This window comes from Streptococcus sp. HMSC066F01 (assembly GCF_001837335.1).
In the GTDB taxonomy this organism is placed as follows: Bacteria; Bacillota; Bacilli; order Lactobacillales; family Streptococcaceae; genus Streptococcus; species Streptococcus oralis_S.
The window spans coordinates 1-17,719 of record NZ_KV832110.1 but is presented as its reverse complement, the minus strand read 5'-3'; the positions used below and the strand labels follow the sequence as shown (position 1 = coordinate 17,719).

At 42.2% G+C, this 17,719-nt stretch carries 21 protein-coding genes and 1 pseudogene; 3 read left to right on the top strand and 19 right to left on the bottom strand.

The annotated features are described in order from the left end of the window. The 9 genes from infB to HMPREF2655_RS03470 form a co-directional block, all read right to left on the bottom strand. Positions 1 to 2,038: translation initiation factor IF-2 (gene infB, locus HMPREF2655_RS03510; RefSeq protein WP_070837594.1), on the bottom strand; the 2,038-nt coding region annotated here is incomplete at its 3' end. Between the two features lie 16 nt (positions 2,039 to 2,054). After that, the gene (locus tag HMPREF2655_RS03505) at positions 2,055 to 2,354 is read right to left on the bottom strand and encodes a YlxQ-related RNA-binding protein (RefSeq protein WP_070837592.1); all 300 of its coding nucleotides are present in this window, start codon (positions 2,352 to 2,354) and stop codon (positions 2,055 to 2,057) included. Then, positions 2,347 to 2,640 carry an RNase P modulator RnpM gene (gene rnpM, locus HMPREF2655_RS03500; RefSeq protein ID WP_004251817.1) on the bottom strand — a complete coding sequence of 98 codons (294 nt, stop codon included), beginning with the start codon at positions 2,638 to 2,640 and terminating at the stop codon, positions 2,347 to 2,349. Before rnpM ends, HMPREF2655_RS03505 begins: the two co-directional genes overlap by 8 nt. Before the next feature lie 21 nt (positions 2,641 to 2,661). After that, positions 2,662 to 3,798, bottom strand: a complete 1,137-nt coding sequence (gene nusA / locus HMPREF2655_RS03495) for a transcription termination factor NusA (RefSeq protein ID WP_070837590.1) — start codon at positions 3,796 to 3,798, stop codon at positions 2,662 to 2,664. 42 nt (positions 3,799 to 3,840) lie between these two features. Then, positions 3,841 to 4,320, bottom strand: coding sequence for a ribosome maturation factor RimP (rimP, locus tag HMPREF2655_RS03490; RefSeq protein WP_080980473.1), 480 nt, complete (start codon positions 4,318 to 4,320; stop codon positions 3,841 to 3,843). Between the two features lie 126 nt (positions 4,321 to 4,446). Next, complete coding sequence (gene trmB / locus HMPREF2655_RS03485; protein ID WP_001266088.1) at positions 4,447 to 5,082, bottom strand: tRNA (guanosine(46)-N7)-methyltransferase TrmB; 636 nt, start codon at positions 5,080 to 5,082, stop codon at positions 4,447 to 4,449. After that, positions 5,079 to 5,873, bottom strand: coding sequence for a cell cycle regulator CcrZ (gene ccrZ / locus HMPREF2655_RS03480; protein ID WP_000363019.1), 795 nt, complete (start codon positions 5,871 to 5,873; stop codon positions 5,079 to 5,081). Before ccrZ ends, trmB begins: the two co-directional genes overlap by 4 nt. Before the next feature lie 47 nt (positions 5,874 to 5,920). After that, complete coding sequence (locus HMPREF2655_RS03475) at positions 5,921 to 6,970, bottom strand: ABC transporter permease (RefSeq protein WP_070837588.1); 1,050 nt, start codon at positions 6,968 to 6,970, stop codon at positions 5,921 to 5,923. Next, positions 6,967 to 7,698: an ABC transporter ATP-binding protein gene (locus tag HMPREF2655_RS03470; protein ID WP_049500974.1), complete on the bottom strand. Its 732-nt coding sequence runs from the start codon at positions 7,696 to 7,698 to the stop codon at positions 6,967 to 6,969. The genes HMPREF2655_RS03475 and HMPREF2655_RS03470 overlap by 4 nt, the downstream gene beginning before the upstream one ends. A gap of 67 nt (positions 7,699 to 7,765) precedes the next feature. Between HMPREF2655_RS03470 and HMPREF2655_RS03465 the strand changes: the two genes are divergently transcribed. From HMPREF2655_RS03465 to HMPREF2655_RS03455, 3 genes and pseudogenes are all read left to right on the top strand, one after another. Continuing rightward, positions 7,766 to 8,176: an HIT family protein gene (locus HMPREF2655_RS03465; protein WP_049485019.1), complete on the top strand. Its 411-nt coding sequence runs from the start codon at positions 7,766 to 7,768 to the stop codon at positions 8,174 to 8,176. Between the two features lie 9 nt (positions 8,177 to 8,185). After that, entirely contained in the window at positions 8,186 to 8,464 is a 279-nt protein-coding gene (locus tag HMPREF2655_RS03460; protein WP_000777745.1) for a hypothetical protein, read from the top strand. A gap of 69 nt (positions 8,465 to 8,533) precedes the next feature. Continuing rightward, positions 8,534 to 9,187, top strand: a pseudogene (locus tag HMPREF2655_RS03455) (hypothetical protein). 79 nt (positions 9,188 to 9,266) lie between these two features. Here the strand turns inward: HMPREF2655_RS03455 and dnaJ are convergent. The 10 genes from dnaJ to HMPREF2655_RS10345 form a co-directional block, all read right to left on the bottom strand. Further along, a complete protein-coding gene (gene dnaJ, locus HMPREF2655_RS03450) occupies positions 9,267 to 10,403 on the bottom strand; it encodes a molecular chaperone DnaJ (protein WP_070837586.1) in 1,137 nt (378 codons plus the stop codon). Between the two features lie 151 nt (positions 10,404 to 10,554). After that, positions 10,555 to 11,187, bottom strand: coding sequence for a DJ-1/PfpI family protein (locus HMPREF2655_RS03445; protein WP_049519833.1), 633 nt, complete (start codon positions 11,185 to 11,187; stop codon positions 10,555 to 10,557). 60 nt (positions 11,188 to 11,247) lie between these two features. Continuing rightward, positions 11,248 to 11,637: a hypothetical protein gene (locus HMPREF2655_RS03440; RefSeq protein ID WP_061587525.1), complete on the bottom strand. Its 390-nt coding sequence runs from the start codon at positions 11,635 to 11,637 to the stop codon at positions 11,248 to 11,250. 14 nt (positions 11,638 to 11,651) lie between these two features. Then, positions 11,652 to 13,475, bottom strand: coding sequence for a molecular chaperone DnaK (gene dnaK, locus HMPREF2655_RS03435; protein ID WP_070837584.1), 1,824 nt, complete (start codon positions 13,473 to 13,475; stop codon positions 11,652 to 11,654). Positions 13,476 to 13,733: 258 nt separating this feature from the next. Then, positions 13,734 to 14,249 carry a nucleotide exchange factor GrpE gene (grpE, locus tag HMPREF2655_RS03430; protein WP_070837582.1) on the bottom strand — a complete coding sequence of 172 codons (516 nt, stop codon included), beginning with the start codon at positions 14,247 to 14,249 and terminating at the stop codon, positions 13,734 to 13,736. A gap of 26 nt (positions 14,250 to 14,275) precedes the next feature. After that, the gene (gene hrcA / locus HMPREF2655_RS03425; RefSeq protein WP_070535123.1) at positions 14,276 to 15,310 is read right to left on the bottom strand and encodes a heat-inducible transcriptional repressor HrcA; all 1,035 of its coding nucleotides are present in this window, start codon (positions 15,308 to 15,310) and stop codon (positions 14,276 to 14,278) included. A gap of 160 nt (positions 15,311 to 15,470) precedes the next feature. Beyond that, entirely contained in the window at positions 15,471 to 15,983 is a 513-nt protein-coding gene (locus HMPREF2655_RS03420) for a DUF2812 domain-containing protein (protein WP_070837580.1), read from the bottom strand. Positions 15,984 to 16,017: 34 nt separating this feature from the next. Further along, positions 16,018 to 16,593 carry a DUF2812 domain-containing protein gene (locus HMPREF2655_RS09950; protein ID WP_083321222.1) on the bottom strand — a complete coding sequence of 192 codons (576 nt, stop codon included), beginning with the start codon at positions 16,591 to 16,593 and terminating at the stop codon, positions 16,018 to 16,020. Beyond that, entirely contained in the window at positions 16,593 to 16,913 is a 321-nt protein-coding gene (locus tag HMPREF2655_RS03410; RefSeq protein WP_000423978.1) for a PadR family transcriptional regulator, read from the bottom strand. The genes HMPREF2655_RS09950 and HMPREF2655_RS03410 overlap by 1 nt, the downstream gene beginning before the upstream one ends. A gap of 157 nt (positions 16,914 to 17,070) precedes the next feature. Further along, the coding region (locus HMPREF2655_RS10345) for an SHIRT domain-containing protein (RefSeq protein WP_180364313.1) at positions 17,071 to 17,719 on the bottom strand (649 nt) is incomplete at its 5' end.

Genomic DNA, 17,719 nt, shown 5'->3' with positions numbered 1-17,719 from the left:
CACCCGCCATTGGCGCTTCGTTCAAACCTGTAATAGAAACTGGTGTTGATGGGCCTGCAACCTTGACACGACGACCAAGGTCATTGGTCATAGCACGGACACGACCGAAGGTATTTCCGACAACGATTGGGTCTTGGACATTCAAGGTACCTTGTTGGACAAGAAGGGTTGCGACCGCACCTTTTCCTTTATCCAAGCGCGCTTCGATAACCGTACCAATCGCACGCACTGTTGGGTCTGCTTTGAGTTCTTGGATTTCAGCCACAAGTAGGACCGTTTCTAAGAGTTCATCGATGTTTTGGTTGAATTTAGCTGAGATTTCAACAAATTCAGAATCACCACCCCAAGCTGTTGACATAACACCATGCTCTGCCAATTCACCGATAACGCGTTCTGGGTTGGCACCTGGTTTATCAATCTTGTTGATAGCCACGATAATTGGAACGTTTGCCGCTTTTGAGTGGTTGATGGCTTCGATAGTCTGAGGCATAACCCCGTCGTCGGCCGCTACAACCAAGATAGTAATATCGGTAACAGATGCACCACGCGCACGCATAGAGGTAAAGGCCGCGTGTCCTGGTGTATCAAGGAAGGTAATCTTCTTGCCATTTTCCACGATTTGGTAGGCACCGATATGCTGCGTGATACCACCTGCTTCACCTGTCGCAACACGAGAGTTACGAAGGGTATCCAAGAGGGTTGTTTTACCATGGTCAACGTGTCCCATGATGGTTACAACTGGTGGACGCTCAACCAATTCATCTTCATTAAGATAGCCATCTTCGACAAAGAAACGTTCGATGTCGGCATTATCCACTTCAACCTTTTGTTTGGCTTCGATACCGTAATCCACCATGAGGAGTTCGATGGTTTCTCCATCTAAGGATTGGTTTTGTGTGGCCATCACACCCATCATAAAGAGTTTCTTAACGATTTCAGCTGGTTCACGTTTGATCCGTTTTGCGATTTCCGCAACAGTCATACCATCTGTATATTCAAATTCTGTTGGCAATTCGTGGAACTTACGTTCTGTAACAGGTTTTGGTGCCTGATTGCGGTTGTTTTGCTTGTTGCCTTTTTTATTCTTTTTGTTGTTATTCCAGTTACTATTTCTTTGATTTCTCACTTGATTCTGACTACTTCGATTCTTTTGTTGTTTTCTAGGACCATCTTCTTCGTGATCATAATCGTCACGTTCTTTGTCTGGTCGAGCTTGTTTTTTACGACGTGTATCCACTGGCGCTTCTTTCGCTACAGGAGCTACTGTTACGGCTGGCTGCGTTTGTTCAGCTAGCTTAGCAGCTTCCTCAAAGATTTCCTCAGGTTCCTTGCGTTTATTAGCTTGAGCCAGGGCTTCTTTGGCTGCTTGCGATTGTTTGAAGCGCTCCTCGCTTGAGCGTGCGTACTCTGCATTTTGCTCTGCTTTTAGGGCTGCTGCACGGGCTTTAAAGTCAACACGTGGTCCAGCTGGTTTTGGCTGGAAGTCTTGTTGCTGACGGCGATCATTGCCACGATTTCCTTGACCTTGTGGTTTTTTCCCTTGGTCGTTAAATCGGCGATTGTCGCGGTTCCCTTGACCAGGTTTACCACCATTACGGCCGTCATTTTTCTGACGGTTGCCGTTTTGTTGTTGGTCACGGTTGTTGCCCTTGTTTTGTTTGCGTCGCTCTGCCTGCTCTTTGGCACGTGCCTCACGCTCCGCCTTGAAGTTTCGGCTCTGCGGTCTTGCAGCCACCACTTTTTCTTCCTTAGGAGCTGCAGGTGTAGCTGGTTTGCTTTCTTCCTTAGCGACAGCTGGTTTAGCTGATGCAGGCTTTTCTGCTTTCTTTTCTACACTTACTTTTGGTGCTACAGGTTTTGCTTCTGCCTTAGGAGCAGGTGCAGATTTAAAGCTAGCTGCAATTTGCTCAGCAGCAGCAGCTTCCACGCTCGATGAGTGGCTTTTCACATCCAAGCCCAACTCTTTTGCACGCGCTACAACTTCTTTACTTTCTTTTCCAAGTTCTTTTGCGATTTCGTACAATCTTTTCTTAGACAAATCATGTCCTCCTCTTCTATTCCATAAGAGACCTCATTTTCTTTGTAAATCCAGCATCTGTCACAGCCAAAACCTTTCTCGATTTTCCGACTGCTATGCTTAATTCCTGTGTTGAAAACACGGTTATAACTTCTACTTGATAATAGTCACTTTTATCTTGAATCTTCTTGGTTAGATTGGGGCCAGCATCATGAGCTAGAAAGACTAGCTTGGCTTTCTGGTCTTGGATAGCCTTGACCACCAATTCCTCACCCGATATGATCCTGCCTGCTCGTTGAGCCAATCCCAAGAGATTGCTTATCTTTTGCTTATTCAAGTCCTAACTCTCTTCTTTTTACTTTGTGATCCACATAGGCAATCAACTCGTCATAAAAGCTTTCTTCCACTTCCATGTTAAAGCTACGGTTAAAGACTTTCTTCTTTTTGGCCTCTAGGGCTTCTGCATTGTCTAGCTTGATATAAGCGCCACGGCCATTGGCCTTGCCTGTCGGGTCGATAAAGACCTCACCTTCTTTATTCTTGACAATACGGAGCAAATCACGCTTATCAATCACATCGTTAGATACAACAGACTTGCGCAAAGGGATTTTTCTTGTTTTCATCTTTCCCTCCTCTAGCAGCTTTTATTCTTCAATCAATTCATCTACATCTGCGTAATCCACTTGACCTGCTTCTTCCATAGCTTCAAACTCACTGGCAGACTTGATATCGATACGGTAACCTGTCAAATGAGCTGCCAAGCGAACGTTTTGTCCACGACGACCGATAGCAAGAGAAAGCTTGTTATCAGGTACAACGACCAAGGCACGCTTGCTGTCGTTTTCATCAAAGATAACTTGGTCAACCTCTGCAGGTGCGATGGCATTGTAGATAAACTCAGCTGGATCCGCTACCCACTCGATAACATCAATGTTCTCTTCTACAGGAATCATACGGTCGCTCTTAGCGTCGTAGCGAGCTGGGTGGAACTTGCTAGTGATCTTCTTGATATTGGCACCACCACGACCAACGATTGTCCCGATAGCGTCCACGTTTGGATTGTGGCTACGAACAGCAACCTTGGTACGGTCACCTGCTTCACGAGCTACGCTCATGATTTCAACAGTTCCGTCATACACTTCTGGAATTTCTTGCTCCATCAAGCGTTTAATCATCTCTGGATGGCTACGGCTAACAAAGACGTTGACACCACGAGGATTATCTTCAACCTTGTAAACGTAGACTTCGATACGGTCGTGGGAAGCAAAAACTTCTCCAGGGATTTGGTCTTGTTTGGACAATTGGGCTTCGATGCTGCCAAGATTGACATAGATAAAGCGGTTGTCAAAACGTTCTACCGTACCAGACATGATTTCTTGTTCATGTTCTTTATAAGTATTGTAAGTGATGGCACGTGTTTGCTTGCGCATTTTTTCCATGATGGTTTGTTTTGCAGACTGGGCTGCTACACGACCAAACTCAGCAGGTGCTTCTTCAAACTTGATTTTATCACCAAGTTCATAGGCTGAATTAATGGCAAGGGCATCTTTCAAGCTGATTTCCAAACGGCTATCAAATACTTCATCAACAACTTCACGGACAGTATAAACTGTAAAGTCACCTGTTTTTTCATTGAAGTCAATGGCTACGCTATCAGATTGACCATAACGTCTGCGATAAGCGGAACGAAGCGACTCTACTACTGCGTCGATGATGTCTTCTTTTTTGATTCCCTTGTCTTCTTCCAAAATGCGGAAGGCCTCTAGCATTTCTTTACTCATGTTCTTTTTACTTTTGAATCCTCAAAAGCTATCCTTTCTTTTCTATAATTTTACTGCTAAACGTGCTTTTGATACTAAACTGTATGGAATTTGGACGGTTTTCTTACGTGTCTTGTCCATATATTCCATGGTCAACTCGTCCTCTTCAAAGGATACCAAGGTTCCTTCAAAGACTTTTTGCTTGTCGATGGCCTTATAAAGACCAACGTGAATGTATTTCCCAACTGCTCCAGCTATAGCTTCTTTGGTTTTCAAAGGACGTTCCAAGCCTGGACTGGTAATTTCTAGGAAATATTGTTCTGGGAAGGGATCGGGCTTGATGGTGTCTAGGACAGGACTGATAATTTCTGTCAGGTCTGCCGTGTCGTTCAAGGTAATTCCTTCAGATTTGTCTACAAAAATACTGAGAATCATGTCACTGCCAATCTTTCCATACTCGATATCCACGAGTTCAAAAGGTGCTTGGATGACAGGTTCTACAACTTCTCTGACTAATTCTACGATTGTTGCGATTGCGTCCACCTCCTCATAAGCAAGAGGCGAAGATATTTCCCCGCCTCTCTTTCTCATATTCTTACTATCAGTATAGCACGTTTGTCAATTTATGTAAAGCATAAGCACTCAAACAGCTGGTTTTCAAGCTATTTCTTAAAATTCTGCCTCAACTCGGTAGATCACTTGACCTTTGCTGGAGAATTTTTGCTCATACTCTGTCATGACATTGCCTTCAAAATCACTGGCATGCAAGTCTAGCCAGACGCCATTGAGTTTCATGCCATACTGAGAAAAGCTTACCAAGCTGTACTCAAACAAGCCACGATTGTCTGTCTTGAAATGGATTTCCCCATTCTCAGGCAAGATGCGCTTGAAGGTATCTAAGAAACTCTTGTAAGTCAAACGACGTTTTTCATGGCGTTTTTTAGGCCAAGGATCTGAAAAGTTTAGGTAGAGACGATCAATCTCACCGTCTTCAAAGTAGTCAGTCAAATCTGAACCATCTACCCACAACAACTTAATATTGGGCACTCCAACTTCAAGAACCTTGTCCAAGGCATAACTCAATACCGACTTTTGGATATCAATCCCGATGTAGTTGATGTCAGGATTTTGCTTGGCCATTCCTGATACGAAGGCCCCTTTCCCACTTCCAACTTCAACATGAATAGGATGATCATTTCCAAACAAGTCTCGCCATTTCCCTTTTGCTTCCAAGGGATTGAGGACCACATACTGGGGATTAGCCTCTAGTAATTCTGTCGCCCCTTTACGATTTCTAACTCTCATCTCTTCTTTCCATACTTATCGCGGAAGACGCGCAAGGCATAAATCTCCCGGTTTACATTGTCTAAATCTTGATTTTCACAGTATTTGGCAATCTGGTTCAAGTAAGAATACTGACCATACCAATACAATTTATCTAACACTGTCTGATTGTACTTATAGCCATAGTCTCTCAACCATTGGCGCCACTGATGATCTGGAATGTAGTGGCATAGCAAATGCGCCACATCAAACATACGATCCGTCAGACGAACCGAATCCCAATCCACTAGATAAACGAGTCCACTCTCTGTCTCAATCCAATTACTATGACGAAGATCCCCATGCACAATCGTTGCATGGTCTTCCCTAAAACCTGGAACTGTCTTACCTAGTTCCGCAATCACACTGTTCAAATAGTGGTTCTGCTTCAAGATTTCTGGAACTCCTTGCTGCCAAGAACGTAGCAAATCAACTGGTGTTTCCATGGTGTATCCCAAACGGCTCAACTGCTTCATCAAAGGACGCGAGCGGTGAAGGCGGTTCAAGATATTGATAATCTGCTTGCGATTCATATCGTAAGGGGTCAAGATTTTGCCCGTCAGCCATTCCTGAGCACACATATCACGGCCATCTGGCAAACGACGAGTCCATAGTAATTGAGGAGCGATTTGTTCTCTGGCTAGGCCAGGTAGGATTGGAGAGGTGTTCATTTTTACAAAGACGCGCTTCCCATCAGGGTAGCTTCCCATATAAGCTTTGCCGCTCTTCCCAGGGATAGGGGTCAGCGTTAGCTCATTATCACCCAAGTCCATTTCTTTCCTCCGTATAAAGTTTCCTTACTATTCTACTAGTTTTTGGTCTATTCGTCAACCAATCTTCTTAGTTGGTAAGGCAAATAAAACAATTGTAGGAAGAGACTAGCCCCTACAAGAGCCAACAAGGCTATTTTCTCTTGAAAAACCACTGCTCCGACCAGCAATTCCAGCAAAAGAACTGCACTTCCCACACCGACTACAATCTGTTTCAACCCTTTCTCCTTCTCCCCTTTTTCTAGTGGAAAGAGCTGGGTCAAGTATTGGTAGTCAAAGGCATGATAGAGGGCCAGTAACTGAAAGAGCAAGAGGTAATTAAATAGAACCACCACTGCCGTCGCGATCCAAGCTTGTTCGATAAAGACTAGAGCTAACAAGGATAGGAAGAGGAGGCGGATACTGAGGGCAAAGAGGTCTCCATTTCGCAAGTAAGAACGAAGATAGAGGTTTTGCCAGATCTTCCCTGGAACCTTTTGAACCGTCTTTAGGATAAAATCCAGATAAGCGCGACGTTTGACACTATTTGAAACGCCCTTGACCTGAGTAAAGAGAGCAAAGAAACGAAGTAAAACTTGCTTGCGCTTGCTTTCTTGGGCAATCACATAGTCCCAGTGCAGTCCAGTCTCAGTAAAAAATTTACTGGCTTTTTGACGAAAGAGGAGATATTTCCCAGCTCCTAATAAAAGCACATAGGAAAGAAAGATAGGCAAGCCATAGCCCATGGCTAAAAATAAGGGCGCAAATAAAAGCAAGAAAAGGGTTTGGACAAAGAGCCAAAAGACCAGTGAGCGCACTGTCTGCCCTTTGAGGTGAGACTTAACCTCCTCTTCACTGACTAAGAGAAAGAGCTTGTCAGGTCCTTCCATATAGGTCGCGATTCCTCCCCAAGCCAAAAGCAAGGCAGATACAATCCCCAAAAACAAGAGGATAAGCCAGTGGTTTTCAGGAAAATGTTGCAGAAGTTGACTGTACTGGTAAGCTAGAAAACCGATGAGAACTAGCAGGAACAAGACAAAGTGGTCATTGAGAACATAACGCAGATAACCAACACACTCCTTACGAAAAGCCTGCTTTCGCTTTAAAAACAAGTCTTTCATAGCTCCTCCTCTTTGGTCAGAGCCAAGTAAATATCATTCAAACTCGCTTCAGGCATGTCAAAGGTTTCACGGAGTTGCTGGAGGTTCCCCTGAGCCCGAACCTCTCCCTTGTGGAGGATAACAAAGGCGTCACACATCTTCTCCGCCGAATCCAAAACATGGGTACTCATGAGAATGGACTTGCCTTTTTGCTTTTCTACTTCTAGCAGCTGAATCAAGTCAGAAATAGCCAGCGGATCGAGCCCAAGGAAAGGCTCATCAACGATGAAAAGACTCGGATCTACGACAAAAGCACAGATAATCATAACCTTCTGCTTCATCCCTTTGGAAAAATGCACTGGGAACCAGTCTAATTTTTGATCCAGACGGAACATTTTTAACAAAGATTCTACTCGCTCAAAAGCCACTTTTTGCTCAATACCATAGGCCATGGCAACCGTCTCGATATGCTCTCTGAGGGTCAATTCCTCATACAAGCTAGGCGTTTCTGGGATATAGCCAATCTGCTTGCGATAGCTGGTCGCATCTTCTCGCAGGGTGAGACCATTAATCTTGATTTCTCCACTGTAAGGCGTCAAAAGTCCAATAATCTCATTGATAGTCGTTGATTTCCCAGCACCGTTAAGACCAATCAAACCAACCAACTGCCCACTTTCAACTGTAAAGGACACATCTTTCAAGACAGGGACATGAACATAGCCTCCTGTCAGGTTTTTAATTTCTAACATATTTTCTCCGAATCTGGTATAATGTAGCTATATTATATCAAAATTCAATACAGTAGAGGTGGATTTTATGTCAGATTGCATTTTTTGTAAGATCATCGCAGGGGAGATTCCTGCTTCAAAAGTATACGAGGATGAGCAGGTTCTTGCCTTTCTTGATATCTCTCAAGTAACGCCTGGACACACCCTCATTGTACCCAAAGAGCACTATCGCAATCTTTTGGAGATGGATGCCCCAAGTGCCAGCCAACTCTTTGCCCAAGTGCCACTGGTAGCTCAAAAAGTTATGAAAGCTACCAAAGCTGCTGGTATGAACATCATCGCCAACTGTGAGGAAGTTGCTGGTCAAACAGTCTTTCATACTCACGTGCATCTCGTACCTCGCTACGGTGCAGAAGATGACCTCAAGATTGACTTTATCGCCCACGAACCTGACTTTGACAAACTTGCCCAAGTCGCTGAAACCATTAAAAACGCTTAAGGAGATGCCATGAAACTATCCAATCTATTGCTATTCGCAGGAGCTGCAGCTGGAAGTTATTTTGTCGTGAAAAATCGCCAAGCCATTCAGGATGAAGTGCTAGATACAACTGACCGCGTCCAAGCTATCAAGGATGATTTGGATATCATTCAAAACAGCCTACAAATCATCGACCAACAAAAAGCCCTTATCAAGGAATACCAAAAAGATTTAACCTACAAATTCAAAGTTTTAGAAAAAGATTTCCAAACCAGAATGGCGGTTCTCCAAGAAGAAAAACAAGAATAAAAAAGCCTCCAACTTTCCTTAATTCCATTTTGGGTTACTAGATTTGAACAGAAAAAGGAGGCAATGAAAATGAAACAGTTTGTAAAAGTTCTAGCGAAGGTCATCGCGATCCCTTGCGGCTGCCTCTGCCTGCTTGCAGCCCTAGCATTTCTACTAGTGGCCAATCTTTTCAAGGCTTCACCGAGTGACATCCGTGAGGGGAATGAAGCCTTAAAACAAATCTTTATCTCTCTTGACATGCCTCCTAAGAAAGTAGAATCAAATGGAAGGTATCAATTTGAGGGTGGAGGCTTACATTTTTATGTTACTTTCTCTGATGATGTCATCAATAGCCACCCCGTCCTAAAAGAAAGTCCAAAACTCACCAAAAACTGACTCGAAGTCTATGTCCTCCAGACAGGAGAGATTTCCTACTATAAAGTAGGGGACAACTTGTTCAATCACGGTTTAATACAATTTTTAAAGGAGGAGGGCGAGAAGTATTTCCAAGAAAAAGGAAAGAAATCAAAATCTTCTTACACAATTCTAAATTGGAAAGATCAAGAAAGTCTTAAAAAGGGAATTGCATTCTATGAAAAAGCTTTGACCTTAGTAGATATTCAGGATAATTCGGCGATTAAGCGCATTGACACCGTCACCGTTAAGCCTGGAAAGGAAGAGGAATTCAAGCAACTCATTCATGAGATGGATACTGCTGGCTTGCTCACTCAAAAGTATAAATAGTAGACTAATTGGAGAATGATTGCTCGATGCTAAATTTCCCAAGATTATACAAAAAAAGAGCCGATCGGCTCTTTTTACTTTATTCTCCTTCAAAGGCATCTTTTATATGGTCAAAGAAGCCTTTTTTCTTCGGATTGACTTTCAAGTCACCTGCAGCTGCGAATTCTTTAAGCGCAGCTTTTTGGCGGTCGTTCAAACCTGTCGGAGTCACGACATTAACTGTAACATATTGGTCACCAACAGCACCGCCACGAAGGCTCGGTGCTCCCTTGCCACGTAGACGGAATTTCTTGCCAGTCTGTGTTCCTTCTGGGATAACCAATTCAACATCTCCATGAACAGTTGGAATTTCTACAGTATCTCCAAGAGTAGCTTGGACGATATTAAGATTTAACTTGTAGAAAATAGTGGTTCCTTCACGTTCAAACTTATCGCTAGCTTCCACAGAAACTACAACATACAAGTCACCATAAGGTCCACCGTTAAAGCCTGCTTCACCTTGTCCAGCTAGGCGAATTTGTTGACCAGTTTCCACACCAGCAGGAATTTTCACATGTACGCTATGGGCTTGTTTTTCATGACCCGTTCCATGACAAGTTGTACATGGATCCTTGATTTCTTTTCCGCGACCATGACAGATATCACAGGTTACTTGGCGACGCATCATACCAAGAGGAGTCTGCGTATCGACATTAATGACACCAGCGCCATGACAGCGTCCACAAGTGACTGGACTTGTCCCTGGTTTAGCACCAGATCCATTACATGTACGACAGCTAGCTTCACGATTGTATTTAACTTCTTTTTCCGTTCCGAAGATAGCTTCTTCAAAGGTCAAGTTCACACGATACTGGAGGTCATCCCCTTGACGAGGAGCGTTTGGATTGCGTGAAGCTCCGCCTCCCCCGAAAAAACTTGAGAATATATCTTCAAAACCACCGAAGCCACCTGCTCCGTCAAAGCCGCCAAAACCGCCAGCACCACCAAAGCCACCGTTGGCACCTGCAGCACCATACTGATCGTAAGCTGCACGTTTTTGGTCGTCACTCAAAGTCTCATAGGCTTCTTGAACTTCCTTATATTTTTCCTCAGCGCCAGGCTCCTTGTTGATATCTGGGTGGTATTTTTTGGAAAGCTTACGATAAGCCTTTTTGATCTCGTCTGCCGAAGCGTTTTTTGACACCCCCAGACGATCATAAAATTCAGTATTGTTCATACAAGATACTAAGAGCGAACAGAAAGCGACTGAAATTTAGGAAATCCACAAGAAATCCTGATTTCTTAGGAGGTTTATCTAATTTCCAAGCTTTCCGCTCGAGTTCAATTACGAACACCCTTATTCCTTTCTATAATTTATAAGTAAATCATTAGAGGGTATTTTCTATACTCTGTTTCACTTCATCAAACTCTTTATCCGATAGAGTAAAAATCAAGTCCTCTTCTGAATATTCGTTCTGTTCTTTAAAATAGTTGTCAGTATTTTCTGCCAAACCTAGACCAAGAATTACTTTTCTTGCAAACTCTTGATGTGCAAAGCCAATAGCAGTAATGATATTTTTATCTTGCAGGACAGCTTTTGCTTTGAAATTTTCCCGAGGAAGAAATTCAAAATAGTCAAAGAAGTTTTGCCAAATCCCACCTGTAAATTTCGTATCATTCAATAAACCTGCTTTTGCCAACAAAAGAGGCGCTGAAGAAATGGCTGCAATCAAGACATCTCGCTCACCAAGGTCCCTCAAGAACGAAATCAATTTCTCACCCTGTAGGGCAGGTCCTATGTTTACCATTCCTGGCAAAATCACACAAGAATACTCTTCTATACAGATTTGATCTAGTGTTTTGGTCGGTTGACAGGGCAAGCCATCCTCAGAGACCACTATCGAATGATCTGAAGCGACATAATCAATCGTGATATCAAAAGACAGAGCTAAAGTACTCGTTAAAGCGGTTATCTCATAAAGAGAAAAATTAGGATAAATCAAACAAAGTACTTTTTTCATACGCAACATCCTCTATTTTACCGAAAAACAGAGGCTGGGTTGCAACCTCTGTGACTGTAATTATTTGTTTTCTAAATAGTAAAACATTCTTTGCAGATTTAAAGATGATTTCCGTTTTGGACGTTTTTCTCTATCCAACAATAGCACTTCGAATATCATAACAAAAGTAAATAATGCTGTTAGGATATAAGCTAAAATTGCATTACCATCCGCACCTATAAGAAGAACAAAACTTGAGACTACCGAGGGGATAAATACTCCCAAAATAATATTAATAATTATTTCATAATTTTTATCTGCTGATTCCCTTTCAGAAAATATAATTTCTTTATATTCTGCAAGTTTATTCGCTGGAATATTATCTATGAATAATTTAGCGCTTTTTAAATCACTAGAGCGTTGACAAAATTCTTTAAAAAGTTTTTTCGTATTGGACAAATCTAAATTCATAATTTCACTTATTCTTACTTCTCCGTAAACTCTCCGTCTACGACGTCATCGCCTGCGTTTCCTGTTGCTTGTGCGCCTTCTGCTCCTGCTTGGGCTTGTTGCGCTGCTGCGGCTTGTTCGTAGAGTTTAACCGCAAGTCCTTGAGCTTTTTCGTTCAATGCTCCAAGTTTTGCTTTCATTTCGTCCAAGTTGTTGTCTTCTTGGGCTTTCTTAAGCTCATCGAGGGCAGCTTGGGCAGCATCACGTTCTGCATCGAAGCCTTTACCTTCAGTTTCTTTGATTGTCTTTTCAGTCGCAAAGATTGCTTGGTCTACTTCGTTACGAAGGTCCACTTCTTCTTTACGTTTCTTATCTGCTTCAGCGTTAGCTTCTGCATCTTTCATCATGCGGTCGATTTCTTCATCTGTCAAACCTGAGTTTGATTGGATAACAATAGTTTGTTCTTTTTGAGTTCCAAGATCTTTAGCCTTAACAGATACGATACCGTTCTTGTCGATATCAAATGTTACTTCGATTTGAGGAATTCCACGAGGTGCAGCTGGGATATCAGTCAATTGGAAACGTCCAAGAGTCTTGTTGTCCGCTGCCATTGGGCGTTCACCTTGAAGAACGTGAATATCAACGGCTGGTTGGTTATCCGCTGCAGTTGAGAAGACTTGTGATTTAGATGTTGGAATAGTTGTGTTACGGTCGATGAGTTTTGTAAATACTCCACCCATTGTTTCGATACCAAGTGACAATGGAGTTACGTCAAGAAGGACAACGTCTTTGACGTCACCAGTGATCACACCACCTTGGATCGCAGCACCCATGGCAACTACTTCATCAGGGTTCACTGATTTGTTTGGTTCTTTACCAGTTTCAGCTTTAACAGCTTCTACAACGGCAGGAATACGAGTTGAACCACCGACAAGGATTACTTCGTCGATATCTGACAAGCTCAAACCTGCATCTGAAAGGGCTTGACGAACTGGAACTTTTGTTCGTTCTACAAGGTCACGAGTCAAATCATCGAATTTCGCACGAGTCAAGGTCATTTCCAAGTGAAGAGGTCCAGCCTCACCAGCAGTGATGAATGGCAAGCTGATTTGTGTTGAAGTCACACCAGAAAGGTCTTTCTTCGCTTTTTCAGCTGCGTCTTTCAAACGTTGAAGAGCCATCTTGTCTGTTGACAAGTCGATACCATTTTCTTTCTTGAATTCTGCTACCAAGTAGTCGATGATTTTTTGGTCAAAGTCATCACCACCGAGTTTGTTATCCCCTGCAGTTGCTAATACATCGAAGACACCATCACCCAGTTCAAGGATAGATACGTCGAATGTACCACCACCAAGGTCGAATACCAAGATTTTTTCTTCTTTGTCAGTCTTGTCCAAACCGTATGCAAGAGCTGCTGCAGTTGGTTCGTTGACGATACGTTCTACTTCAAGACCAGCAATTTTACCAGCGTCTTTTGTTGCTTGACGTTGAGCATCGTTGAAGTATGCAGGAACCGTAATAACAGCCTTAGTTACTTTTTCACCAAGGTATTCTTCAGCGTAACCTTTCAAGTATTGAAGGATCATAGCTGAGATTTCTTGTGGAGTGTATTCTTTACCGTTAGCAGAAACTTTTTCAGAAGTACCCATCTTAGATTTGATAGAGATAACTGTATCTGGGTTTGTTACTGCTTGACGTTTTGCAGCGTCACCAACGATGATTTCACCGTTTTTGAATGACACTACAGATGGAGTTGTGCGGTTTCCTTCTGGGTTTGCGATGATTTTGCTTTCAGTTCCTTCAAGAACTGCGACTGCTGAGTTTGTTGTACCTAAGTCAATACCGATAATTTTAGACATGTGTTTTTCTCCTTAAAGTTTAATTCGAATTTTGATTTTTTGATATTCCCCTTAAGTGGTGGGGACGTGAGCAACTCCCTACGGGATTTCATCACTTATTTTTGAGCCTATTGTCTCAAAAATCCCCTGTTTCAGTAGCAAAAGCTACTGAAACTTTCACCACGGCGGGAAATATCTTCCTTGCAAGCCTCCAGCTTGCTTTTTATCCTTCTTCATAGTTTATTGTCGTTTCGGACAAGATTTTCCAAGTTTTCTATCCTAATTGTAGACAACTACCATGGCTGGGCGTAGGATGCGGTCATGGAGTTTGTAGCCTTTTTGGAAGACTTGGGCGATGGTGTCTGCTGGGTGTTCATCGTCTGCTGGGAGAGTTTGGATGGCCATGTGATAGTTATGGTCAAATTCGCCGTCAGCTACAATTTCTTCGATTCCTTCTTCTTTCAAAGCGTGAATCAAGCTCTCTTGCACCATCTCCAATCCTTTTTTGACATCGTCTGTCAAACCTTCAACGGCTAGTGCACGTTCTAAGTTGTCGAGCGATGGTAAGATTGCTTTTGCCAGGTCTTGGCTACGATAACGTTGCAAGTTTTGACGTTCTTCATTGGCACGGCGTTGAATATTCTGCATTTCTGCATGAGCGCGAAGGTATTTGTTTTCGAACTCATCCGCACGTTCATTTGCCAAGTCCAACTCAGACTTCTCAGGAGTTGTTTCTTCAGTTGTTTCCACAACTTCCTCTTCTTTCATTTCTTCGTTTTTTTTATCTTGGGCCATTTTCGCCTCCTTTAATGATTTCAAAATTAATTTACTTCGTAATGATTACTACTGAGGTAGCGATAAAAATCCGTCAACTTCATCGTCAAAACACGATTGACCACATTAACTTGGTTGACCAATTGCTGGTAATCCAGATTGACCGGACCGATAATTGCCAGAATTCCAAAACCTCGATAAGGAATGAGGAATTTACTGCTAATCACTGCTAGGTTAGCTAGACAGGATTCCTGACTGTCCGCAACACGGACATTTTGCATTTGATCTTCATGCAGACCCTCACGAATCTCCAAAGCCACCTTTTGTGGTTGGTCAAAGAACTGATAGGCTGCTAGATTAGCAAAATTCAAGAGATTGACTTTGCCCGATACCACAATGTTTTCGTTGAACATTTCTTTAAAAATGTGTTCAAAGAGATCCATGACATTGTCCGTTGTTGTAAAGTAACGTTGGATAATCTGCGGAATCTCCGTCCGAATTTTGTAGTGAATATCTAGAACGGTGTGACCGAGGAAACGTTCTTGAATCAAGGTCTTGAGGCGATTTAAATCTTCCTGCAAGAAGTTCCTTGGAATCAGAAATTGACTGGTAACCGTTCGGGACTCGTCTAGGGTAAATACTGCCAAGGCTGTATGTTGTCCCAAAACAACGATATCAAAGGCTGTCAACGGTTGCCTGCTCGGCTCAACATCCAGTGCTACTACCGTACAGCCGCTCAGGTCTGTCAGTAGATTAGCAGCCTCTTGCAGAATATCCTCCAGTTTGAAGAACTCCTGATCAAAGGCTTTGACAATCTCGTATACCTCATTTTCAGCCAGTCTGTCAAAAGCAAGCGAGTGTTTCACATAGTACTGAAATCCCGCGACACTTGGCATCCGACCGCTTGAGGTATGAGCCTTCTCAAGCAAACCCTGCTTCTCTAGAGCTGCCATGTCATTACGAATGGTAGCACTACTAGAATTGATAGACTCTTGTAGCGCCTTGGATCCGACAGGTTCGTGCGTTTTGGTAAAGATGTCAATAATCAGATTTAAAATATCCTGTTGACGCTCTGTAACCATCTTATCACTCCTCTCTGTCTGATCGATTAGCACTCTATGCATCCAAGTGCTAACTTATGATTCTATTATACACCCTTAGAAGAGAATGTCAAGACAAAAACTCCAAAAATTAGCACTCTTTTGCCAAGAGTGCCAAAAATCAGTCTGAAGACCTAGAATCTTACTTCTCATCTACTTGGTATTTCCTTTTAAGTCTGAAAAAACCATAGATTAGATAAGAAATTAAACAAGCGTATAAAACGAAAATAATAAAGAAAGACTGAGACAAGTTTTCTCGATACAAACTCATGCAAACAACAAGGCCACCAGAGAAAGCTGCTATACAGGAACGAAGTCTAGACCGCATAACTTCCCATCTAAGACCCTTACTCATATAGACTTGATCCTCTGAAAGTATATCAGAAGTTGGTTTACGAAGAATCGAACAAAAACCTGTTTCTATCAATTCCCAACCGCTATTTCTAAAATCTTGTAGTTCATGCTTATACTTTTTAAGAAATCTAGAATCATAGATATGATAGATGACATCATCTGGTTGGCATTGTTCAAAATAGAAAAAGCCCAAACGGTTAGTTCTATATCTCCAACCTTTCAAGTGCATCTCATGTAAATATTCTTCTTCCTTGTCCAAATCAACAATGGTGAAAATCCTAAATTGTATCTTGCTATTCATTGTCTTACCTCCAAATCAGAAAACATACATGGTTTTATTTTTCAGATAATTCTTTCCACTTTTGAAACAAGCTCCAAAAAATATAAGAAATCTGAATCGCAAAAACTATCAATAAAATCCAATCTATTATGAAAATCAAAAATACTTCCCATCTGAAAGAACTAGCTCCACTGACAAACTTTGAGAAAACCGGTAGTAGAGCTAAAAATAGAATCAAAATAGGAAGCATCCGCATTATTAAAATCCGTTTGATCATAGCTAACTTCCCTGTAGCGTCATTATAGATTTCAAACTCAGTATCCGATTCAATTTCAGAATGCGCTTTTCTAAAATAGGAAAAACTATTAAAGTCTGTAATATGCTCCCAGCCACAGTCTTTAAATAGTTGTAAATAGGAGGCTCTCTCTGATTTTTTCATGGGATAAAAGTCCAACTGATAAGACACCTGCTCCGGTTGGCACTTTTCAAAAGTATACTTAACCGCAACTACTAAGTTAGAGTAGCTTACTTCCTTAAGTTTCCAGCCCTTAGCATGCATTTCCCCAAGGTATAAAGCCTCTTTATCATAATCTGCAATTGTAGATATCCGATATACAACCTTCTTTTCCATCATACTTCCTCCCGACTATTTCTATAGAGCCGTTCAATACGTTTCAATTCAATATCTAAGACTTTTCGTCCCAAGTCTGTGATCTGATAGATTTTACGTTTTTCCTCTTCCCGGATAAAGGAAATCAAGCCATCCTTTTCCATCTTTGACAAGGTCCCATACATAGTTCCAGGACTAATCGAAACTTGCGAATCTGTCATCTCCTTGACCTTTTGTGTGATACCATATCCATGGTTCTCCTTCTGTAAACAAAACAAGATATAAAAACCTGTTTCAGTCATGGGAAGGTAAACACGCCTGATTTTATCTGTTAATTCCATTTATTCACACCTCCTATTCAGTTCGATATATCGCATCTCGTTATATAAACTATATCACAGCTCGATATAAAATGCAAGAAAAAGAGAGAACGATTTCTCGTTCTCTCTTCTTAGGCTCAGGAATTAAGAAGTCATTTTGTTATTTCCTAAGAGTGGCTTAATCTTTCTTGCGAAGGATAAAAGCTGCTAGGCTTGCAAAGGCAAGACCGATGATTGAAAGAAGACCAGATACTGCTGAACCCGTGTTTGGTAACAAGTTCTGATTTTGACTACTTCCTTCTTCTGGTTGACTATTATTTCCAGAATCTTTAATTGGGGCCGGAGTGAATTCCCAGGTGCCTACGAAGTGTGCGTCTGCTCCATTGATGGTTTCAGATGTCTTGTCATAAGACTTGAAGCTCCATGTGCCTTCTGCTGTCTTCACTTCTGTTTGACTTGGTTGCGTCGGAATCGCTTGGCTACCATCTTTCAAGTCTGTTTGGTCTGCTGGAAGCAAGGCTTTTACTTCTTGTGGAAGTTCTTTACCTGGAGTTCCGCTGACAAACTCGTGAACCACTTTATGAGTCACTGTTGGAACTGGAGTTGCTGTAAATTCCCATGTACCTACAAACTTAGCATCTAATCCATTAATTGTTTCCGATGTCTTATCGTAGGACTTGAAGCTCCAGGTACCTTCTGCTGTCCTAACTTCTTTTTGGCTTGGTTGCGTTGGTGTTGCTTGGCTACCATCTTTCAAGCCTGTTTGGTCTGCTGGAAGCAAGACTTTCACTTCTTGCGGAAGTTCTTTACCTGGGGTTCCGCTGACA